The sequence below is a fragment of the Photorhabdus machadonis genome (assembly GCF_052657765.1).
This window is the reverse complement of the sequence record NZ_CP199761.1, coordinates 2,228,751-2,245,349: the sequence shown is the minus strand read 5'-3', so window position 1 is coordinate 2,245,349 and position 16,599 is coordinate 2,228,751. Positions and strand designations below refer to the sequence as shown.

Annotated in this window: 16 protein-coding genes; 10 read left to right on the top strand and 6 right to left on the bottom strand. The window is 41.2% G+C overall.

Annotation, left to right across the window (positions count from 1 at the left end):
- The first annotated feature begins 15 nt into the window (after positions 1-15).
- Entirely contained in the window at positions 16-858 is an 843-nt protein-coding gene (gene nfo / locus ACUN2T_RS10765; protein ID WP_445497854.1) for a deoxyribonuclease IV, read from the top strand.
- Positions 859-867: 9 nt separating this feature from the next.
- Here nfo and fruK read toward each other — a convergent pair whose 3' ends face one another.
- On the bottom strand, positions 868-1,806 hold the full coding sequence (gene fruK / locus ACUN2T_RS10760; protein WP_445497444.1) for a 1-phosphofructokinase: 939 nt from the start codon (positions 1,804-1,806) through the stop codon (positions 868-870).
- Positions 1,807-2,012: 206 nt separating this feature from the next.
- Between fruK and ACUN2T_RS10755 the strand changes: the two genes are divergently transcribed.
- From ACUN2T_RS10755 to yeiP, 3 genes are all read left to right on the top strand, one after another.
- The gene (locus ACUN2T_RS10755) at positions 2,013-2,432 is read left to right on the top strand and encodes a nucleotide triphosphate diphosphatase NUDT15 (protein WP_445497443.1); all 420 of its coding nucleotides are present in this window, start codon (positions 2,013-2,015) and stop codon (positions 2,430-2,432) included.
- A gap of 116 nt (positions 2,433-2,548) precedes the next feature.
- Complete coding sequence (gene mtr / locus ACUN2T_RS10750) at positions 2,549-3,808, top strand: tryptophan permease (RefSeq protein WP_445497442.1); 1,260 nt, start codon at positions 2,549-2,551, stop codon at positions 3,806-3,808.
- A 132-nt stretch (positions 3,809-3,940) separates the two neighbouring features.
- Positions 3,941-4,513: an elongation factor P-like protein YeiP gene (gene yeiP, locus ACUN2T_RS10745; protein WP_445497441.1), complete on the top strand. Its 573-nt coding sequence runs from the start codon at positions 3,941-3,943 to the stop codon at positions 4,511-4,513.
- Between the two features lie 225 nt (positions 4,514-4,738).
- Here yeiP and ACUN2T_RS10740 read toward each other — a convergent pair whose 3' ends face one another.
- Positions 4,739-5,056: a hypothetical protein gene (locus tag ACUN2T_RS10740; RefSeq protein WP_445497440.1), complete on the bottom strand. Its 318-nt coding sequence runs from the start codon at positions 5,054-5,056 to the stop codon at positions 4,739-4,741.
- Between the two features lie 418 nt (positions 5,057-5,474).
- Between ACUN2T_RS10740 and ACUN2T_RS10735 the strand changes: the two genes are divergently transcribed.
- Entirely contained in the window at positions 5,475-6,179 is a 705-nt protein-coding gene (locus ACUN2T_RS10735; RefSeq protein WP_445497439.1) for a phosphatase PAP2 family protein, read from the top strand.
- A 358-nt stretch (positions 6,180-6,537) separates the two neighbouring features.
- Positions 6,538-7,131, top strand: coding sequence for a bifunctional murein DD-endopeptidase/murein LD-carboxypeptidase (gene mepS, locus ACUN2T_RS10730; RefSeq protein ID WP_445497438.1), 594 nt, complete (start codon positions 6,538-6,540; stop codon positions 7,129-7,131).
- Between the two features lie 62 nt (positions 7,132-7,193).
- On the opposite strand, the gene ACUN2T_RS10725 is transcribed toward mepS, so the two are convergent.
- The 3 genes from ACUN2T_RS10725 to rsuA all read right to left on the bottom strand — a co-directional run bounded on the left by ACUN2T_RS10725 (position 7,194) and on the right by rsuA (position 10,605).
- Positions 7,194-7,538, bottom strand: a complete 345-nt coding sequence (locus ACUN2T_RS10725; RefSeq protein ID WP_021324547.1) for a YejG family protein — start codon at positions 7,536-7,538, stop codon at positions 7,194-7,196.
- An 895-nt stretch (positions 7,539-8,433) separates the two neighbouring features.
- Complete coding sequence (locus tag ACUN2T_RS10720) at positions 8,434-9,621, bottom strand: Bcr/CflA family multidrug efflux MFS transporter (RefSeq protein WP_445497437.1); 1,188 nt, start codon at positions 9,619-9,621, stop codon at positions 8,434-8,436.
- A 282-nt stretch (positions 9,622-9,903) separates the two neighbouring features.
- Positions 9,904-10,605 carry a 16S rRNA pseudouridine(516) synthase RsuA gene (gene rsuA, locus ACUN2T_RS10715; protein WP_445497436.1) on the bottom strand — a complete coding sequence of 234 codons (702 nt, stop codon included), beginning with the start codon at positions 10,603-10,605 and terminating at the stop codon, positions 9,904-9,906.
- A 280-nt stretch (positions 10,606-10,885) separates the two neighbouring features.
- On the opposite strand from rsuA, the gene ACUN2T_RS10710 reads away from it, so the two are divergent.
- Together ACUN2T_RS10710 and rplY are read left to right on the top strand one after the other, a co-directional pair.
- A complete protein-coding gene (locus tag ACUN2T_RS10710) occupies positions 10,886-12,643 on the top strand; it encodes a DEAD/DEAH box helicase (protein ID WP_445497435.1) in 1,758 nt (585 codons plus the stop codon).
- A gap of 146 nt (positions 12,644-12,789) precedes the next feature.
- Positions 12,790-13,074, top strand: coding sequence for a 50S ribosomal protein L25 (gene rplY / locus ACUN2T_RS10705; protein ID WP_445497434.1), 285 nt, complete (start codon positions 12,790-12,792; stop codon positions 13,072-13,074).
- A 71-nt stretch (positions 13,075-13,145) separates the two neighbouring features.
- Here the strand turns inward: rplY and yejK are convergent, their stop codons facing one another.
- Entirely contained in the window at positions 13,146-14,150 is a 1,005-nt protein-coding gene (yejK, locus tag ACUN2T_RS10700) for a nucleoid-associated protein YejK (RefSeq protein WP_445497433.1), read from the bottom strand.
- Between the two features lie 273 nt (positions 14,151-14,423).
- On the opposite strand from yejK, the gene ACUN2T_RS10695 reads away from it, so the two are divergent.
- Positions 14,424-14,651 (top strand): YejL family protein, encoded by a 228-nt coding sequence (locus ACUN2T_RS10695; protein ID WP_036772527.1) that lies wholly within the window; start codon positions 14,424-14,426, stop codon positions 14,649-14,651.
- Between the two features lie 179 nt (positions 14,652-14,830).
- Entirely contained in the window at positions 14,831-16,570 is a 1,740-nt protein-coding gene (yejM, locus tag ACUN2T_RS10690; protein ID WP_445497853.1) for an LPS biosynthesis-modulating metalloenzyme YejM, read from the top strand.
- Positions 16,571-16,599: the final 29 nt, after the last annotated feature.

The window sequence follows — 16,599 nt, the reverse complement described above, 5'->3', positions numbered from 1 at the left end:
GGAAGGAGAAGAATGATGAAATTTATTGGAGCACATGTCAGCGCTGCCGGCGGCGTTGATCAGGCAGTTATCCGAGCTCACGAATTAAAAGCGACTGCTTTTGCCCTGTTCACAAAAAACCAGCGCCAGTGGAATGCACCACCTTTAGCCACTGATATTATCGATAAATTTAAAGAAAATTGTGAGCGCTATGGATACGGTAGCCGGCAAATTCTCCCTCATGACAGTTATCTGATTAATCTTGGTCACCCAGATACTGAAGCATTGGAAAAATCCCGGCTGGCTTTTGTTGATGAAATGCAACGTTGTGAACAACTGGGTATCGATTTATTGAATTTCCATCCTGGCAGTCATCTCAATAAGATCGATGTGGATAAATGCCTGGCACGAATTGCAGAATCTATCAACATCGCTCTCAATAAAACACAGAGAGTCACCGCTGTTATCGAAAATACAGCCGGCCAGGGCACAAATCTGGGGTTCAAATTTGAACATCTGGCAGCAATTATTGACGGCGTTGAAGATAAAAGCAGAGTCGGCGTCTGTATTGATACTTGTCACGCCTTTGCCGCAGGTTATGATTTGCGTACCAATGACGTTTGTCAGCAAACTTTTCAGGCATTTGAAAAAATTGTTGGCTTTCAATATCTGTGCGGAATGCATTTAAATGATGCAAAAAGTGAATTTGCCAGCCGTGTTGACCGACATCATAGCCTTGGGGAAGGGAATATTGGCAAAACACCTTTCAGTTACATTATGCAAGATGCTCGTTTTAATGGAATTCCGCTAATCCTTGAAACAATTAATCCAGATATTTGGTCACAAGAAATTGCCTGGCTGAAATCACAACAAAATTAATGGTCCTTTTCATTTAACGGGTGTCAGTTCAATTTTAGCCATCATTGCGGCTAATTCAGGGCGATTGCTGATACCCACATTAGGCTGGCTAACTGCAAGCGCCGACACAGCTGTTGCCAATCGCAACGTGTGTTCACTGGATTCCCGCATCAGCAACCCATAAACCAAACCACCGACCATTGAATCACCGGCCCCCACAGTGCTGACAACTTTACAAGGCGGTGGTTTTGCCACCCATGCCCCAGATGCATTAACCCATAATGCGCCCTGCTCACCCAAAGATATGACGACATGAGCAATTCCCTGTCCCCTAAGTTGATGTGCGGCCATGATCACATCGGATAGTTCAGGTAACTTGCGCCCCGCCCAGACCTCAAGCTCATAACGATTCGGTTTAACTAACCAAGGGGACGCTTTCAGACCTGCAACCAACGCCTCACGGCTGCTGTCGAAAATAATACAAGGACAAAGCTGGCGCAGGTGGGTCATCCAATCGGTAAACGATTCAGCAGAGACACCCGCCGGTAAGCTACCACTGACAACAACCATATCAAACTGTCCGAGCCATGAAAGCGAATCATTAACAAATTCCGACCATTCCGCTTCACCAACATAAAAACCAGAGAAGTTGAAATCCGTCACTTCACCGCTTTCTTCTGTTAATTTGACATTAATCCGTGTTCTACCCGGCACTAAATGGAAACGATTTTCCATGTCATTTTCACTGAAGAATTGCTGGAATCCTTCCTGATTTTCCCTACCCAGAAAACCACTGACAGTGACATCAATGCCTAAATCACGCAAAACTTTAGCAACATTATTGCCTTTCCCAGCAGCATGCAGCCCGGCTGCTTGCACACGATTAATCGCCCCTTTGACGATTTCCGGGCACAATCCAACCAAATCATAAGCTGGGTTTAAGGTGATAGTGGCAACTCTACGGCTCATTTTGCCCGATGTCTCCTAAGTAGATAATCATTAGCATTACTATGAATTTTCAGTTCCATTTATACCATTAAAATTGAATCGTTTCAGTTAAATTCCATACTTTCTTGATCGTTATCTTAAACTGATTTGCAGGTAAGAATAATCTTGAATTTTTTTCTCAAAAAGAGATGCTAATTTGCTGAAACTTATCTGAAGGAATATATCAAATGTCCGTAATTGTTGGTGTTGGCGTTATTATTGTGAATGAATATGGTCAGGTATTACTTGGAAAACGCAGCAGTAAACATGCTCCATACTGGTCAATATTTGGTGGTCATGTTGATGCCGGAGAAACATTTGAACAATGTGCAATCCGTGAAATTAAAGAAGAAACAGGTCTGACGATACAATCACCAAAAGTCTATGGTGTTTGTAATAATCTTCAGACGTATCAAAAAGAAGGGAAACATACCATTTCAGTCTGTTTGTTGGCTAAACACCCAGGTGGTGAACCAATAATAATGGAGCCGGAAAAATGCGAACAATTTATGTGGTGCGATCCTGATAATCTCCCTGTACCTCATTTTGAAGCCAGCCGGAATGCCATAAAAATGTGGCAAGAGAATAGCTTCTATCTTACTGAATGAACCAACTTATATTAGTTCAATTTCAAATAATCCTTTATGACGTCTATTTACACTCTACATACAAAAATGTATCTTTAAGCTAGTACAATGAAACAACATACTCAGCAGGAGTTAATATGTCCATTGAGGCAACTCAGAGTTTAAAGCGCCCCTCCATACTAGGTGGGGCAATGATAATTGCCGGAACCGCGGTTGGTGCTGGGATGTTCTCCATTCCCGTGGTGACTTCCGGTGTCTGGTTTACCGGCTCAATTATTCTGCTGGTTTACACATGGGCATGTATGTATTTTTCCGGCTTAATGATTCTGGAAGCCAACCTAAATTATCCATCAGGTGTAAGCTTCCATACCATGACTAAAGATTTACTCGGCAAAGGATGGAATGCAATCAATGGCTTATCCATTGCATTCGTTCTCTATATACTGACCTACGCCTATATTTCAGCGGGTAGTTCAATCATTGCCCACAATTTTGAAAATATTACTTCAATATCACAGGCTAATGCTGGCTTTATTTTCGCCTTTATTGTCGCCTTTATTGTCTGGATATCGACTAAAGCTGTCGATCGTCTGAGCACAATATTGATCGGTGGTATGGTTATTGCCTTTTTTATGTCCGTCGGTGGCATGTTTACAGAAGTTAAATCTGTCATCCTATTTAATCAGATCGATGCTATGTCAAGCGACACGACAACAAGTTATATACCTTACGCTTTAACCGCTCTGCCCTATTTACTGGCTTCTTTCGGATATCACGGTAACGTCCCTGGTTTGGTAAAATATTATCAGAAGGACAGCAAAGCCGTTGTTCGTAGTCTATTATTCGGTACGCTAATCGCACTGGCTATTTATATCTTGTGGCAATATGTCATTCAGGGAAATATTCCCCGTGAAACATTCAGACAGATTATTGCTGATGGCGGGAATATCGGTGACTTACTGAAACAAATGGATAATACAACAAATAGCACAATCGTTACCCAGCTTCTAAATGCATTCTCTTATATGGCATTAGCAAGTTCCTTTCTCGGTGTCTCTTTGGGGTTATTTGATTACCTAGCTGATTTCTTTGGTTTTAAAGATAACAGCACTGGCCGGTTAAAATCTGCATTAGTAACATTTATTCCACCTACAGCCCTGGCTTTGCTGTTTCCCAATGGTTTTCTGTATGCCATCGGCTTTGCCGGATTAGCCGCAACCATCTGGGCCGTTATTGTCCCTGCACTTATGGCGCGAGCAAGTCGTCGTCGCTTCCCTGATGCCAGTTATCGGGCACCAGGCGGAAACTTCCTTATCGGATTTATCATTCTGTTTGGCTTGATGAACGCGATAGCTCATATCCTAGCCTCCTTTGATTTATTGCCCATGTATCGCTGATATATCCGATATTCTTTCTACAAACCCCAACGTAAAAAACGCTGGGGTTTTCTGATCCCCTCTTGCCTAATTCCCTAACTGCGAGTAATTTTGTCGCCAATTATTCTCTCCCAGTTTTATAGAAGGTTACATATGGCTAAAGCCAACGAAATTAAACGCGGTATTGCCGTCAGTTATAATGGTAAGTTACTGCTAGTCAAAGATATTGATATTCAAGCACCAAGCGCCCGGGGAGCCAGTACACTATATAAAATGCGTTTTACCGATATCCGCACCGGACAAAAAGTGGAAGAACGTTTCAAAGGCGATGATATCATTGATACGATTAGCCTAACTCGCCGCAGCGTTAATCTTTCCTATATTGATGGTGATGAATATGTCTTCATGGATGACGAAGATTTCACGCCTTATCATTTTAAAAAAGAACAAATCGAAGAAGAGTTGCTATTCATCCCTGAAAGTGGCCTGCCAGGTATGCAAGTTCTGACCATAGAGGGGCAAGTTATTGCCCTTGAACTACCGCAGACAGTCGATATGGTTATTGAAGAAACTACCCCCGGAATTAAAGGTGCCTCGGCCAGTGCGCGGACAAAACCTGCAAAAATGAGTACCGGGCTGACCGTCCAAGTACCTGAATATATCAGTAACGGCGAAAAAATCCGTATTCATATTGCAGAACGTCGCTATATGGGGCGTTGTGATTAACAATCATTAGCTAATCCTAAGTTGCTCTGTATAAAACAGGGCAACTCATTTTCAACTATTTCATTAACTTTTCCATTATGGTTTTATCATAATTTAAATTTCAAATAAAATACAAATATAAATTTTCCATTAACTTTCATTAATGTTACTCAGAAATAAAGAATGAAATTCCGAATATTCTTCAGTTAAGTATTGAAGAAATAATATTTAAAATTTCTTTTAATATCAATTATAGTAAATTGTAACAATTCCGATTTTCCTTTCTCCTTTTATCCATTTAATTTCTGTTATACCAATTTGGTGTGGTAGATAAAAATAAACATCATTTTGGAAATCCAGTTTTCGTCGCTGGGTAATTTTATCTCCCTTTCGCCAGCAAGTGGTATCCGTCCAGTCCTCATGCCAATCAAAACGACACGGTGATTCAACAATTGTACCTGAAAAGTGAATAACCCCTAAACTTGGTCTTGCCTCTGACTCACTACTCACAACATCAGGAGTCATCAGGAAAAAACAACCCACCATAACCCGGAACATAGACATAAAACCCTCACCATAAGACAGCATTATTTGCTGAGATTTCCAAATGCAAAATCAATCTGGAGATTGGAAAAATTTATCAGTCCATGCTACTGGTAACGGCTGTTTTTGTTATTTTTTTACTGTTTTTAGCTTTTAAAACTAATTAAAAAATTTACATCTTTCAATATGAAAATTATCAGAATCAATTATCAATAAATTAAGAATTTATAACTTTAAATATTCCCATCCTTACTCAGTGAAAACAGCAAAATTGAGCATAAGTATTTATCAAACCAATCACAAAATAGATAAAAAAACCACCAGATTAACTTATGATAGGAACTTGATTCATGACATTATTATCCAACATTTGTTATATTAACCTACATATTATGAGCTTAGTTATTACTGAATTTTACTTTTAACAAATAGGTATCCCATGACACGCAGTCACCCGTTTGCCATATTTACACTTGACCTGTTAGGGATCGCTTTATTTTTCTCCTGGTATTTACCAGAACACCACGGTTTTTGGTTCAATATCGACTCAGCGATTTTTTACTTCTTTAACGAAAAACTAATACCAGGTTCAAAATTCACAGAATTTGTAGCATTCGTGAATATCAGAGCTTTTGATGTGATTTCACTTTTCTGTATGGGATTGCTTTATTACCGCGTATTTCGTAAGCAAAATTACGCTGGCAAACGCAGATTATTCATGATTGGCCTGGTCATGCTGATAAGCGCAATTACACTTAACCAAATCGGCCATCAGCTCCCTGTCATTCGTTCAAGCCCGACATTAACATTTGATAATATCAATCGTATTAGCGAAATGACTAATCTGATGACTAAAGATTCATCCGGCGATAGTTTTCCAGGCGATCATGGATTAATGCTACTCATTTTCAGCTACTTCATCCTTCGCTATATCTCAGTTACAGCATTCGCCATTGCATTACTGATTGTCGTCATGTTTACGCTACCCCGTATTATGGCGGGAGCACATTGGTTTACTGATATTGCCGTCGGTTCTTTATCTCTGGTTCTCATTGGAACAAGTTGGTTATTATTAACACCATTAAGTGACATAATGATTAACTGGTTGGATAAGAATCTACCGCAAATTGGTTGCCCAGTATAAAACCCTTCTTGCACACCTTTCTTACTGATGAATATTGGGGAAGTATTTAACCTTCCTGATGACTCATAAAATCCACATAAATAACATAAATTAGCAACATTGCTAATCTCTCGTACTGAGAAATCTAATTTTTTGTAAATTATGCCATTAAATACTCGCCTTTTCCTGATTGTTTCTGTACTCTCGGTTTGAATAACATTTATTGTAAATATCGTTATAAAACGTAGCGTCCAGCGCGTTTTTGTACCAAGCGCGTTGTTTACTTATTGCTTTTTCTAACACCAGTCTTCGAAGCGTTTGATATTTTTCAATAATAGCGACCAACTTAAGGTAAGGATAGCAAGGGAAAACAAAAATAATGGTCAAGTCTCAACCGGTACTGAGATACATTATGCGGCTGATACCCGCGCTGTTCGTAGCGATCACTTTATCCGCGTGCAGCTCACCAGATTCTTCAAAGTTTCGCAATACACAAACTGATACGCATGCAGTAAACGGTAAGAACGGCTTCTTACTTCAAGCGTCTCAAGATGAATTCGAAGCGCTAGTTCGTAATCTGGACATAAAATCCAAAATTCTCAGTCAATACAATGGCTGGAAAGGGGTTGCCTATCGACTCGGCGGCAATACTAAACGCGGTATTGATTGTTCTGGCTTTGTTCAACGTACTTTCCGTGACCAGTTTGGCATGGAACTACCGCGTTCAACATTTGAACAACAAAATATTGGCAAAAAAATCGACCGCTCAAAATTACGTCCTGGCGATCTGGTTTTGTTTAAGACGGGTGCCCGTACAAGGCATGTTGGTATCTATGTTGGCAATGACCAATTCGTTCATGCCTCCACTAGCAATGGTGTGATTGTTTCCAGGTTAAACAGCACATACTGGAGCAAACGTTATTATGGTGGTCGCCGGGTCATCAACCATAGCATCATGCCTCCTAACGGCTAAAAATCCTTTCCCTTGCGTACAAAAAAGCGCCTCCATCAAAGGAAGCGCTTTTCGCGTTTATATCAGAATGGATAAAGAGCTGTTATCTTTTCAGCAATCGCAGCACCAAGTGTCTTCAAACGACACATAACCGCACTCTCGTCTTCACTATCAACAAACAAGCACGGCTGACCTTCCCACTCAATCACAGTACTTTCAATTTGCATATCAGCAAGTGATTGCTGTAATTTTTGCATGACATTCCATGCAGCCATATCTTCATGGCTGAGTAACTTCAACCCCATCAGGCTGCTTTTTACATTCACTTCATCAACTGGAAGTGGCTCAACTTTGATACCCGCAAAACCGGGTGACCACCTGTAACTTTGCGGTAGTCGATGTACCACCGAAAGCTGAATATTATTCACAAATTATTCCTACCTGAAAGAACATAGATACAAAAGTTAAAGTTAGCGACTATCTTCAGGTGTTCTACTCGCCAAAACCGAATAACTAACTCCCCAAAAAGGTAAACAAAAAGTTAAATTTGTGTTTATAGTATTACATTAATTTCAAACTTCACCTTAGAAAAAATGAGATCAAGATCGCGTTTTGCATATATTTATACTTTTTTAAAAGAAAACTCAACTTCTTTTTATGCAAAAAACTAACTGTATGTTTAACGATTGTTTACATATTTTATTTTTTCAACTCAAATCTTTAACATATAAATCAAGCAAGAACTGTAAAAACAGATAGATAACAATGTGTTTTATAAGGAAAAATTAATAACAACCTAATGATAACGCTCTTGAATATTTTTAATTTAACAAAAATACAACAACAGACTTATAATCACCATCAATGTATTAATAATTACTTATTCCCACAGTAAAACAGTTCGGAATTTCCTTGCATTTATACGTCAACCTCTCAGTCCAATCCGAATATAAAAATCAATGAATACGGCATATAAGAAGTAACAAAAGAATGAAACAACAATAGCTTCATTCATGAATGAATATAGATATCATTAAACCATTCAACACCTAAATATCCCTAATATTCAGGGGAAAACCCAATAATCCCGCTAATATCATTAAAAATTCTAATGAATATTTTAATGATACAGAAAATGTTTTTGATACCAAATAGTTATGACCATTTTATGGCTTAATAGCCAATATTCGAATAACACAGTGTGGCACAATCTCCTAATCTGAATGGTTATTTAAAGGAATATATCAACGAAGGCAGACATCTTTCTGTAATAAATTACTGCCTATCTAAGGAAAAGGCTGCACATAAAGCAGCCTTCTATTTTTAACCGCGACTTCTTTTTGCATATATAACAAACAATGTAGCCAAAATAACACATAAAACCATAGAACCAACCATTGGCCAGGCACTTCGCGCAGGGAACATGGCAAGTAATACTCCAACCAAAGCACTAATCCCAAAACGAATGGTACCTGCCAATGAAGATACTGTCCCTGCCATATGCGGGTAACCATCTAAAACCACCGCCATTACATTGGATGTAATCATAGCAATACCACAGACATAAGCTGCCACACCGATGACCAAAGAAATAAAACCAAAATTCAGCGCGGTAGACAACAGCAGCCAGATCCCCATAATAAACTGCACACTCAAACCAAAATACATCATTCTCAACGCACCAAAGCGCTGTACATAACGACTATTTATTGTCGTCATCACAAACAGAAATACGATATTCAGCGCAAAATAATAACCAAATTTCTGCGGCGACACGCCATTCAACTCAATATAAACAAATGGCCCGGCACTGAGAAAAGAAAACATTCCCGCAAACGAAAATCCGCTGGCGAGCATGTAACAAAACACACGGCGCTGGCGGAATAACATCATAAACTGGCTTAGGGTTGTACGAAGATGAAACTTTTGTCTTTTCTCTTTCGGTAAAGTTTCTTTTATAAAGAAAGCGACAAGGAATACCCCAATAACAGCCGTGATCGCAATACTCCAGAAAATAGCATGCCATGTGAACCAAATCATCATCATGCCACCAAGAATTGGAGCGATTAATGGTGCAATAGTCATTACCAATATCACAAAAGACATACTGCGTGAAAATTCATCTTTCGTGAACATATCCCGCATCAAAGCATTAATAACAACACTCGCAGCAGCGGCGGAAAACCCATGCAAAAACCGCATATAAATAAAACCGTCAATATCCTTGGCTATCGTACACGCGGCTGAAGCCAGAGCAAACACAATAACGCCACCCAGAATAACCGGCTTACGGCCCAAACTGTCAGCCATTGGGCCATATATCATCTGACCGATAGCAAAACCAAGAATATAACTGCTCAATGTCATCTGAACCCGCCCACTATCCACACCGAAATCCTCGGCAACGGTCGGCAAACTGGGTAAGTACATGTCAATGGCAAGAGGCATTAGCATAGAAAGCAGCCCAAGGATCAAAATCAACCCTAAATAGGATGATCGTTGTTGTTGCACGCGTATTACTCCAATAATTTAAAATAATTAACTAAAACTAAGAACCTGCCTCAGTAAGCATGATTGTTGCGGACTGTTCTTGTGAATGTGTTGGATACGGACAGCGCACAGAACCCAGAGCGTACACACAATACGTAAAGTCCGATTCGCTTCGTTCTTTCCTCGGATCACACCAAAGTGCGTTCAAAAACTATCGCTTTTGCCTGAACACTGCCCAAGTGCTCTCTTGACTAAAAAGAACGGAAAATAAATAAAATAGCCCTGCAGGGATGAACGCTAAGATTAAGGCGCATTGATGCTGGCTACTTCTTGATCAGATAACGATCGATACTCCCCTGGTTGCAACTCAGGATCTAAGATAATTTCACCGATTCGCTCACGATGAAGCGCTGTTACCCGATTACCTACCGCTGCAAACATGCGTTTTACTTGATGGTAACGCCCTTCACTGAGAGTCAGACGAGCTAATTGAGGTGCCAGAATTTCCAGTTGAGCGGGTTTTGTCAGTGTTTTTTCACCATTGAGTTGGACACCCGCAAGAAATTTATCTGCTGTCCCTTCTACAACAGGATAGTCAAGAGTGACCAGATAGGTTTTTTCACAATGATGTTTTGGGGACGTAATACGATGGGACCATTGACCATCATCAGTCAACAAAACCAGACCCGTGGTATCCATATCCAGCCTACCAGCCGTGTGTAATTTATGCGCCGCTGGCGCATCAATAAAATAGAGAACCGTCGGATTCACCGGGTCATCCGTGGAGCAGACATACCCCTGAGGTTTATTTAACATAAAATAGCGAGGCCCTTGCTGCTGTTCCAGTAATGAACCATCAAACATAACCTGTTGCTCTGGCGTTAATTTATAAGCTCCGGTTTTTACAATCTCATCATCAACAGTGATACGCCCCGCGCGCAACTCACGCCCCACTTCATTCCGGCTGATACTAAGCTGTTGTGACAGAAATTTATCCAATCGCATGGATGAAGATACCTATATTAAATTAATTTAAAAATAAACGTGACCCTACTATCTTGTTGGTACGACTACCGTAAAGCCACCAAAAAAGATAATGTGAGATGAATTCAAAAGCTTTCAATACTAATCATAACCATGTTTACTATAAACAACAATTATCTATTTATTATAACGGGTTATAGTTTCACTCAATCAGATAATTATCCTACCTTACGTCTATCCACAGCAAATTGATAAGAAAAATGTTACCCTTTCGCAAATATTTTTCTGTTGCGGAACGAATATGACTTTCACTTTACGCCCCTATCAGCAAGAAGCTGTGGATGCCACCGTTAATCATTTCCGGCATCATCGTGAGCCCGCAGTCATTGTGTTACCAACCGGAGCAGGTAAAAGCTTGGTTATTGCTGAACTGGCAAAACTGGCTCGAGGAAGAGTCTTAGTATTGGCGCATGTAAAAGAATTAGTTGCACAGAATTACGGCAAATATTGTGCATACGGTTTACAAGCAGATATTTTCTCTGCGGGATTGCAGCAGAAGCAAAGTTCAGGAAAAGTGGTTTTTGGCAGCGTACAATCTGTCGCTCGTAATCTTAAGCACTTTGATAATCAATTCTCGTTGCTGATAATTGATGAATGCCATCGTGTCAGTGATGATGAAAACAGCCAGTACCAACAAATCATTCATCACCTTAGGCAAAATAACCCGCAACTCCGTATTCTTGGTTTAACAGCGACACCTTACAGGATGGCTATCGGCTGGATATATCAATATCACTATCACAGCATGATCCGTGGTGATGAAAATAGTTTTTTCCGTGACTGCATATATGAATTGCCATTGCGCTATATGATTAAGCACCGTTTCTTGGTCCCTCCACAGCGACTGGATATGCCAGTTATGCAATATGATTTCAGCCAGGTCCGCTCCCGTCAGCAAGGTATTTTCAATGAAACGGATTTGAACCGTGAAATCAAACGACAAAAACGCGTCACACCTCATATTATCAGGCAGATCATTGAATATTCGGCTGACCGTAAAGGCGTTATGCTTTTTGCTGCAACAGTCGAACATGCCAAAGAAATCTTTCAATTACTTCCTTCCGGCCAAGCCGCATTAGTCAGTACCGATACATCAACCCCCGATCGTGACCTGTTTATCGAAGCCTTTAAAGCCCAACAATTGCGCTACATGGTCAACGTTGCCGTATTAACTACCGGATTTGACGCACCTCATGTCGATCTGATAGCCATCCTGCGCCCTACCGAATCCGTCAGCTTATATCAGCAGATTATTGGCCGTGGTTTAAGATTATTTCCGGGTAAAAAAGATTGCCTTATTCTCGACTATGCAGGAAATCCTCACGATCTTTACACACCAGAAGTTGGTAACAGTCGGCCAGATAAGCAGAGCCAACCGGTTCAGGTATTCTGCCCTATCTGTAACTTTGCCAATATATTTTGGGGAAAATGTACCTCCGACGGTGAAATTATTGAACATTTTGGACGCCGCTGTCAGGGCTGGGAAGACGATCAACACGGCAAACGTCGTCAATGCGATTTCCGCTTTCGTTTTAAACTCTGTCCTCATTGCGGTGTAGAAAATGACATTGCAGCACGGCGTTGTCACCGTTGCCAAGAGGTGCTGGTCGATCCCGATGATATGCTGAAAGCGGCATTAAAACTCAAAGATGCACTGGTACTACGTTGCGGTGGTATGCAACTCATCCCTGGAACTGACAGTAAAGGAGAATGGCTGAAAATCATCTATTATGATGAAGATGGCGCTGATGCCTCTGAACGCTTCCGGCTTACAACCCCGGCCCAACGTCGGCTCTTTGAGCACCAGTTTATCCGTCAGCATCAACGTGCTCCGGCGGTACCTTTTAACTGGAAAACGGCTTCAGACATCGTTAATCAGCAACCTTTGTTACGTCATCCCGATTTTGTTGTCGCCCGTAAAAAAGGTCAGTTCTGGCAGATTCGTGAAAAGATCTTTGATTATCAAGGACGCTTTCGTCGAGCAGATGAATTGTATTAATAGGCCCCAATTGACGTATTCCATTTGCTGTTACAACCATTTTTCGCTAGAATGCCGCCCGTTTAACGTTCGCGTTAAGCCAAATCTCGAACCTGCTGCTGGGTCGCCTGTAGCAGGATTTATTTTCTTCTTTAAAGAGAAAAATAATGTTTACTATTAATGTAGAAGTACGTAAAGAGCAGGGCAAAGGTGCGAGCCGCCGCCTGCGCAGAGCTAACAAGTTCCCCGCTATCGTATATGGTGGCAACCAGGAGCCTGTTTCTGTTGAGCTGGATCACGATCAAGTTATCAATATGGAACACAAAGCAGAATTTTATAGCGAAGTTCTGACTCTGGTTATCGACGGTAAAGAAACTAAAGTTAAAGTGCAGGCTGTACAGCGCCATCCGTTTAAACCAAAACTGGCGCACATTGACTTTCTGCGTGCTTAATTAGCCACAGTCGAGCTTTTCGGGACGCCGAGTAAATAACGCCGCATTTGCGGCGTTATTTATTTCAGGTATCAATGACCACCACTGCGGCGCTGTAACTGGTCACGTAAATTTGGTGGCGTGCCCTTAATTGTTAAAGTATCCGTTACCGGGTCCCAGAAAATTCTTTCGCCAAATAACATTGCATCGAAATTAATTGTCAATCCGCCACCGCTTCCGGCAAATTTAGTTAACTGACGCAATGTACTGCGATCTGCTGGAAAACACGCTTCCAATTCATATCCCTGTTCGTGAGAAAATTGCTGGAAATTCTGCTCGCCAAATGTTGGCAATTCCTGAGACAACGCCTTAATCTCAATTTCCTCTCCTGCCTGCAATTGTTCATTACAGTAGCTGTATACTTGCTGGCGATATGCCTGGCGCTCATTTTTATCAAGCTGGCCTGACTCACAATAATCATCAACGGCCTGTAATAGCCCCTTATTCTGAACCTTAGCATTCATCCCTTCACTGGCAGCGAGAAAATCCATAAAAAAATCTGAAACCTTACGTCCTACCCGTCCTTTCAGGAACGTCAAATAACGGCTTGATTCAGGATTGGTTTCCCACTCAGTCAAATCTATACGAGCAACAATATCAGCATGAGGGATATCCAGATAATGAGTGGTATTTAGATCCAGATTATCGTTAACAGACATACTGTTACAGCTATTAAGTACAGCAATCAACAAATACTCTACCGCCAGATAGCGATACTGGCAGAACAGGACCGTCCCACCTTCAGCAAACGGATATTTTGCCAGTTCATCCCTCAGACGTGCTGTTGCTGCGCGACTGAACCCCAAAAAATCTTCATCACCTTTACGCTGATGTCTGAGCGCTTCTGCCAATTCACTCTCTTCATTAAACAGGCCGTAAGCTTTGCTTTTTGCGCTATATACACGGTGTAATTCAGCCATCATATCTTCCACCACGCGATCGGCGGAGAGCAGAGAATCACGTAGCACGACATCCAGCGTCTGCTCATCACGCTTGACTAATTGATGCAAGGCAATTTGGTCTATTTGCAGACTCATTCTTTCTACTCCTTTCGCAGCTTACTTCATTCGCCTCTAACGGCGTATTCAAACACTGATAACAAACTGCTGCAATAAAAAACCCCGGGAAAAATAATGTTTCACCATGTTCCATCAACTATTATTTACTGACAGATATCAAAAAATTGCTCAAGACGCGCTATGACTGCAACATAAAATCTTAACCGTGAATTAATTTGCCACAAAAGAGCAGAAAATCACGCACCTATACGGTAAGATAGTGTGCTTTGTTAGTTCAGGAAGTCTAAATTTATGCCACAGTCATCTCGTTATAGTGACGAACACGTTGAACGTTTATTAACAGAATTAGTCAGTGTTCTGGAAAAAAACCATACGCCGACAGATCTTTCTCTGATGGTACTTGGCAATATGGTAACAAATTTAATCAATACGAGCGTATCTCCTGCCCAGCGCAGACATATTGCCGACTCGTTTGCACACGCGCTTAAATCTTCAGTAAACGAAGATAAAGCCCATTAATTTTTAACTAAGAGCCTATCCCAGTAGGAATTATTGTTGCAGACAGTTTGAACACGGACAGTGCACAGAAACCGGAACGGACACATAGTACGTGAGGATTTCGAGCACTGCCCAGGTTCAAAATGACAAATAAAATAGCCCTAATGGGATGGGCTCTAAGACCACAACGTAAACAAAATATGGTGACTAGCCGTCAGCGTTATCGTGAAAAAGTGTCCCAGATGATTAGCTGGGGGCACTGGTTTGCCTTATTTAACATCCTACTTAGTCTTGGTTTAGGTAGCCGTTACCTGTTTGTTTCTGATTGGCCGGGTTCGCTACTCGGCCGTGTCTATGCTTTGACTAGTTGGCTTGGGCACTTTAGTTTTATTGTTTTTGCCGCTTATCTGCTGATTCTGTTTCCACTGACATTTATTGTCATGTCACAGCGCCTGCTCAGGTTTCTTTCGGCTATTTTCGCCACCGCCGGGCTGACACTGTTAATCTTCGACATTACCATCTACCACCGTTTCCACCTTCACCTTACCCCTTTAGTTTGGGATTTAGTTATCAATCCTGATCAAGGGGAACTTGCGCGGGACTGGCAACTTATGTTCATCTGTATTCCAGTCATTTTTCTGGTACAGATGTTATTTGGCACCTGGAGTTGGCAGAAACTACGCAGCCTGAATCGGCAACGGCTTAGCAAGCCATTGGCCGCTGTCCTTACTTCTGCCTTTTTGGCTTCCCATATAATGTATATCTGGGCTGATGCTAATTTTTATCGTCCGATAACTATGCAACGCTCTAACCTGCCGCTCTCTTATCCAATGACAGCGCGTAAGTTTCTTGAAAAACATGGCCTGCTGGATCAACAAGAATATCAGCGCCGCCTGATGCAACAGGGGGATCCTGCTGCATTGACAGTGGAATATCCACTTAATAATCTGACATATCAGGATAAAGGCAGTGGATACAACCTATTAATACTGGTGGTTGATGGGCTGGATAATAAAGACATTACAGAGAATATGCCTGTACTTTCCCATTTCAGAGAAACCAACATTCAGTTCAATCAACATTTCAGTAATGGTATTCAAAATGATACCGCCCTATTTGGGCTGTTTTATGGTATTTCTTCTGGTTATCTGGATGGCATACTTGCTGGACGTAAATCATCCGCACTGATTAATGCACTGACTCATCAGGGATATCAGTTCGGCTTATTCTCTTCTACAGGATTCAATACTCCGCTTTATCGTCAGGCATTACTTTCAGACTACTCATTGCCCACTGCGGTCAACCAAAATAATCAACTCACGGTAACACAATGGCAGCAATGGCTAAATTTACCCACTAACAGCGCCCCGTGGTTCTCGCTCTTGAAAATGAGTGGACTGGATAAAATTGACTCACAGGGTAATGCTGCCGCTCTGGATGTTCAAATTAATGCTGTATTAGAGACGCTGAAAAACAAAAACGCGCTAAATAATACGGTCATTGTTATTACTGCCGCGCAGAGTGAAATCACAGCTGCGCATCCACCAAAATGGATAAATAATGACAGATTTAATCGTGATCAAATGCATGTTCCCCTGCTTATTCATTGGCCAGGAACACCATCACAGGCCATTGATAAACTGACAAGCCATCAGGATGTCATGACAACACTAATGCAACGTTTGTTACATGTCAGCAACTCTCCTGACGATTACTCTCAAGGCGAAGATCTGTTTACAGCACAACGTAATAGCCCATGGATTATTACCGGTGATAATGGCTCTCTGATCATCACAACCAGTGAGAATACCCTGTTCCTGGATAAAAACGGTGATTATTCCTTATATGACCTTGAAGGCAACGAAGTCAAAGATGCTAAACCCAATCTGGCACAACTGTTACAGATACTCACAGAGGTTAAACATTTTATAGCTAACTAAATGCTTAAAAATCAATCGGTCATTACATT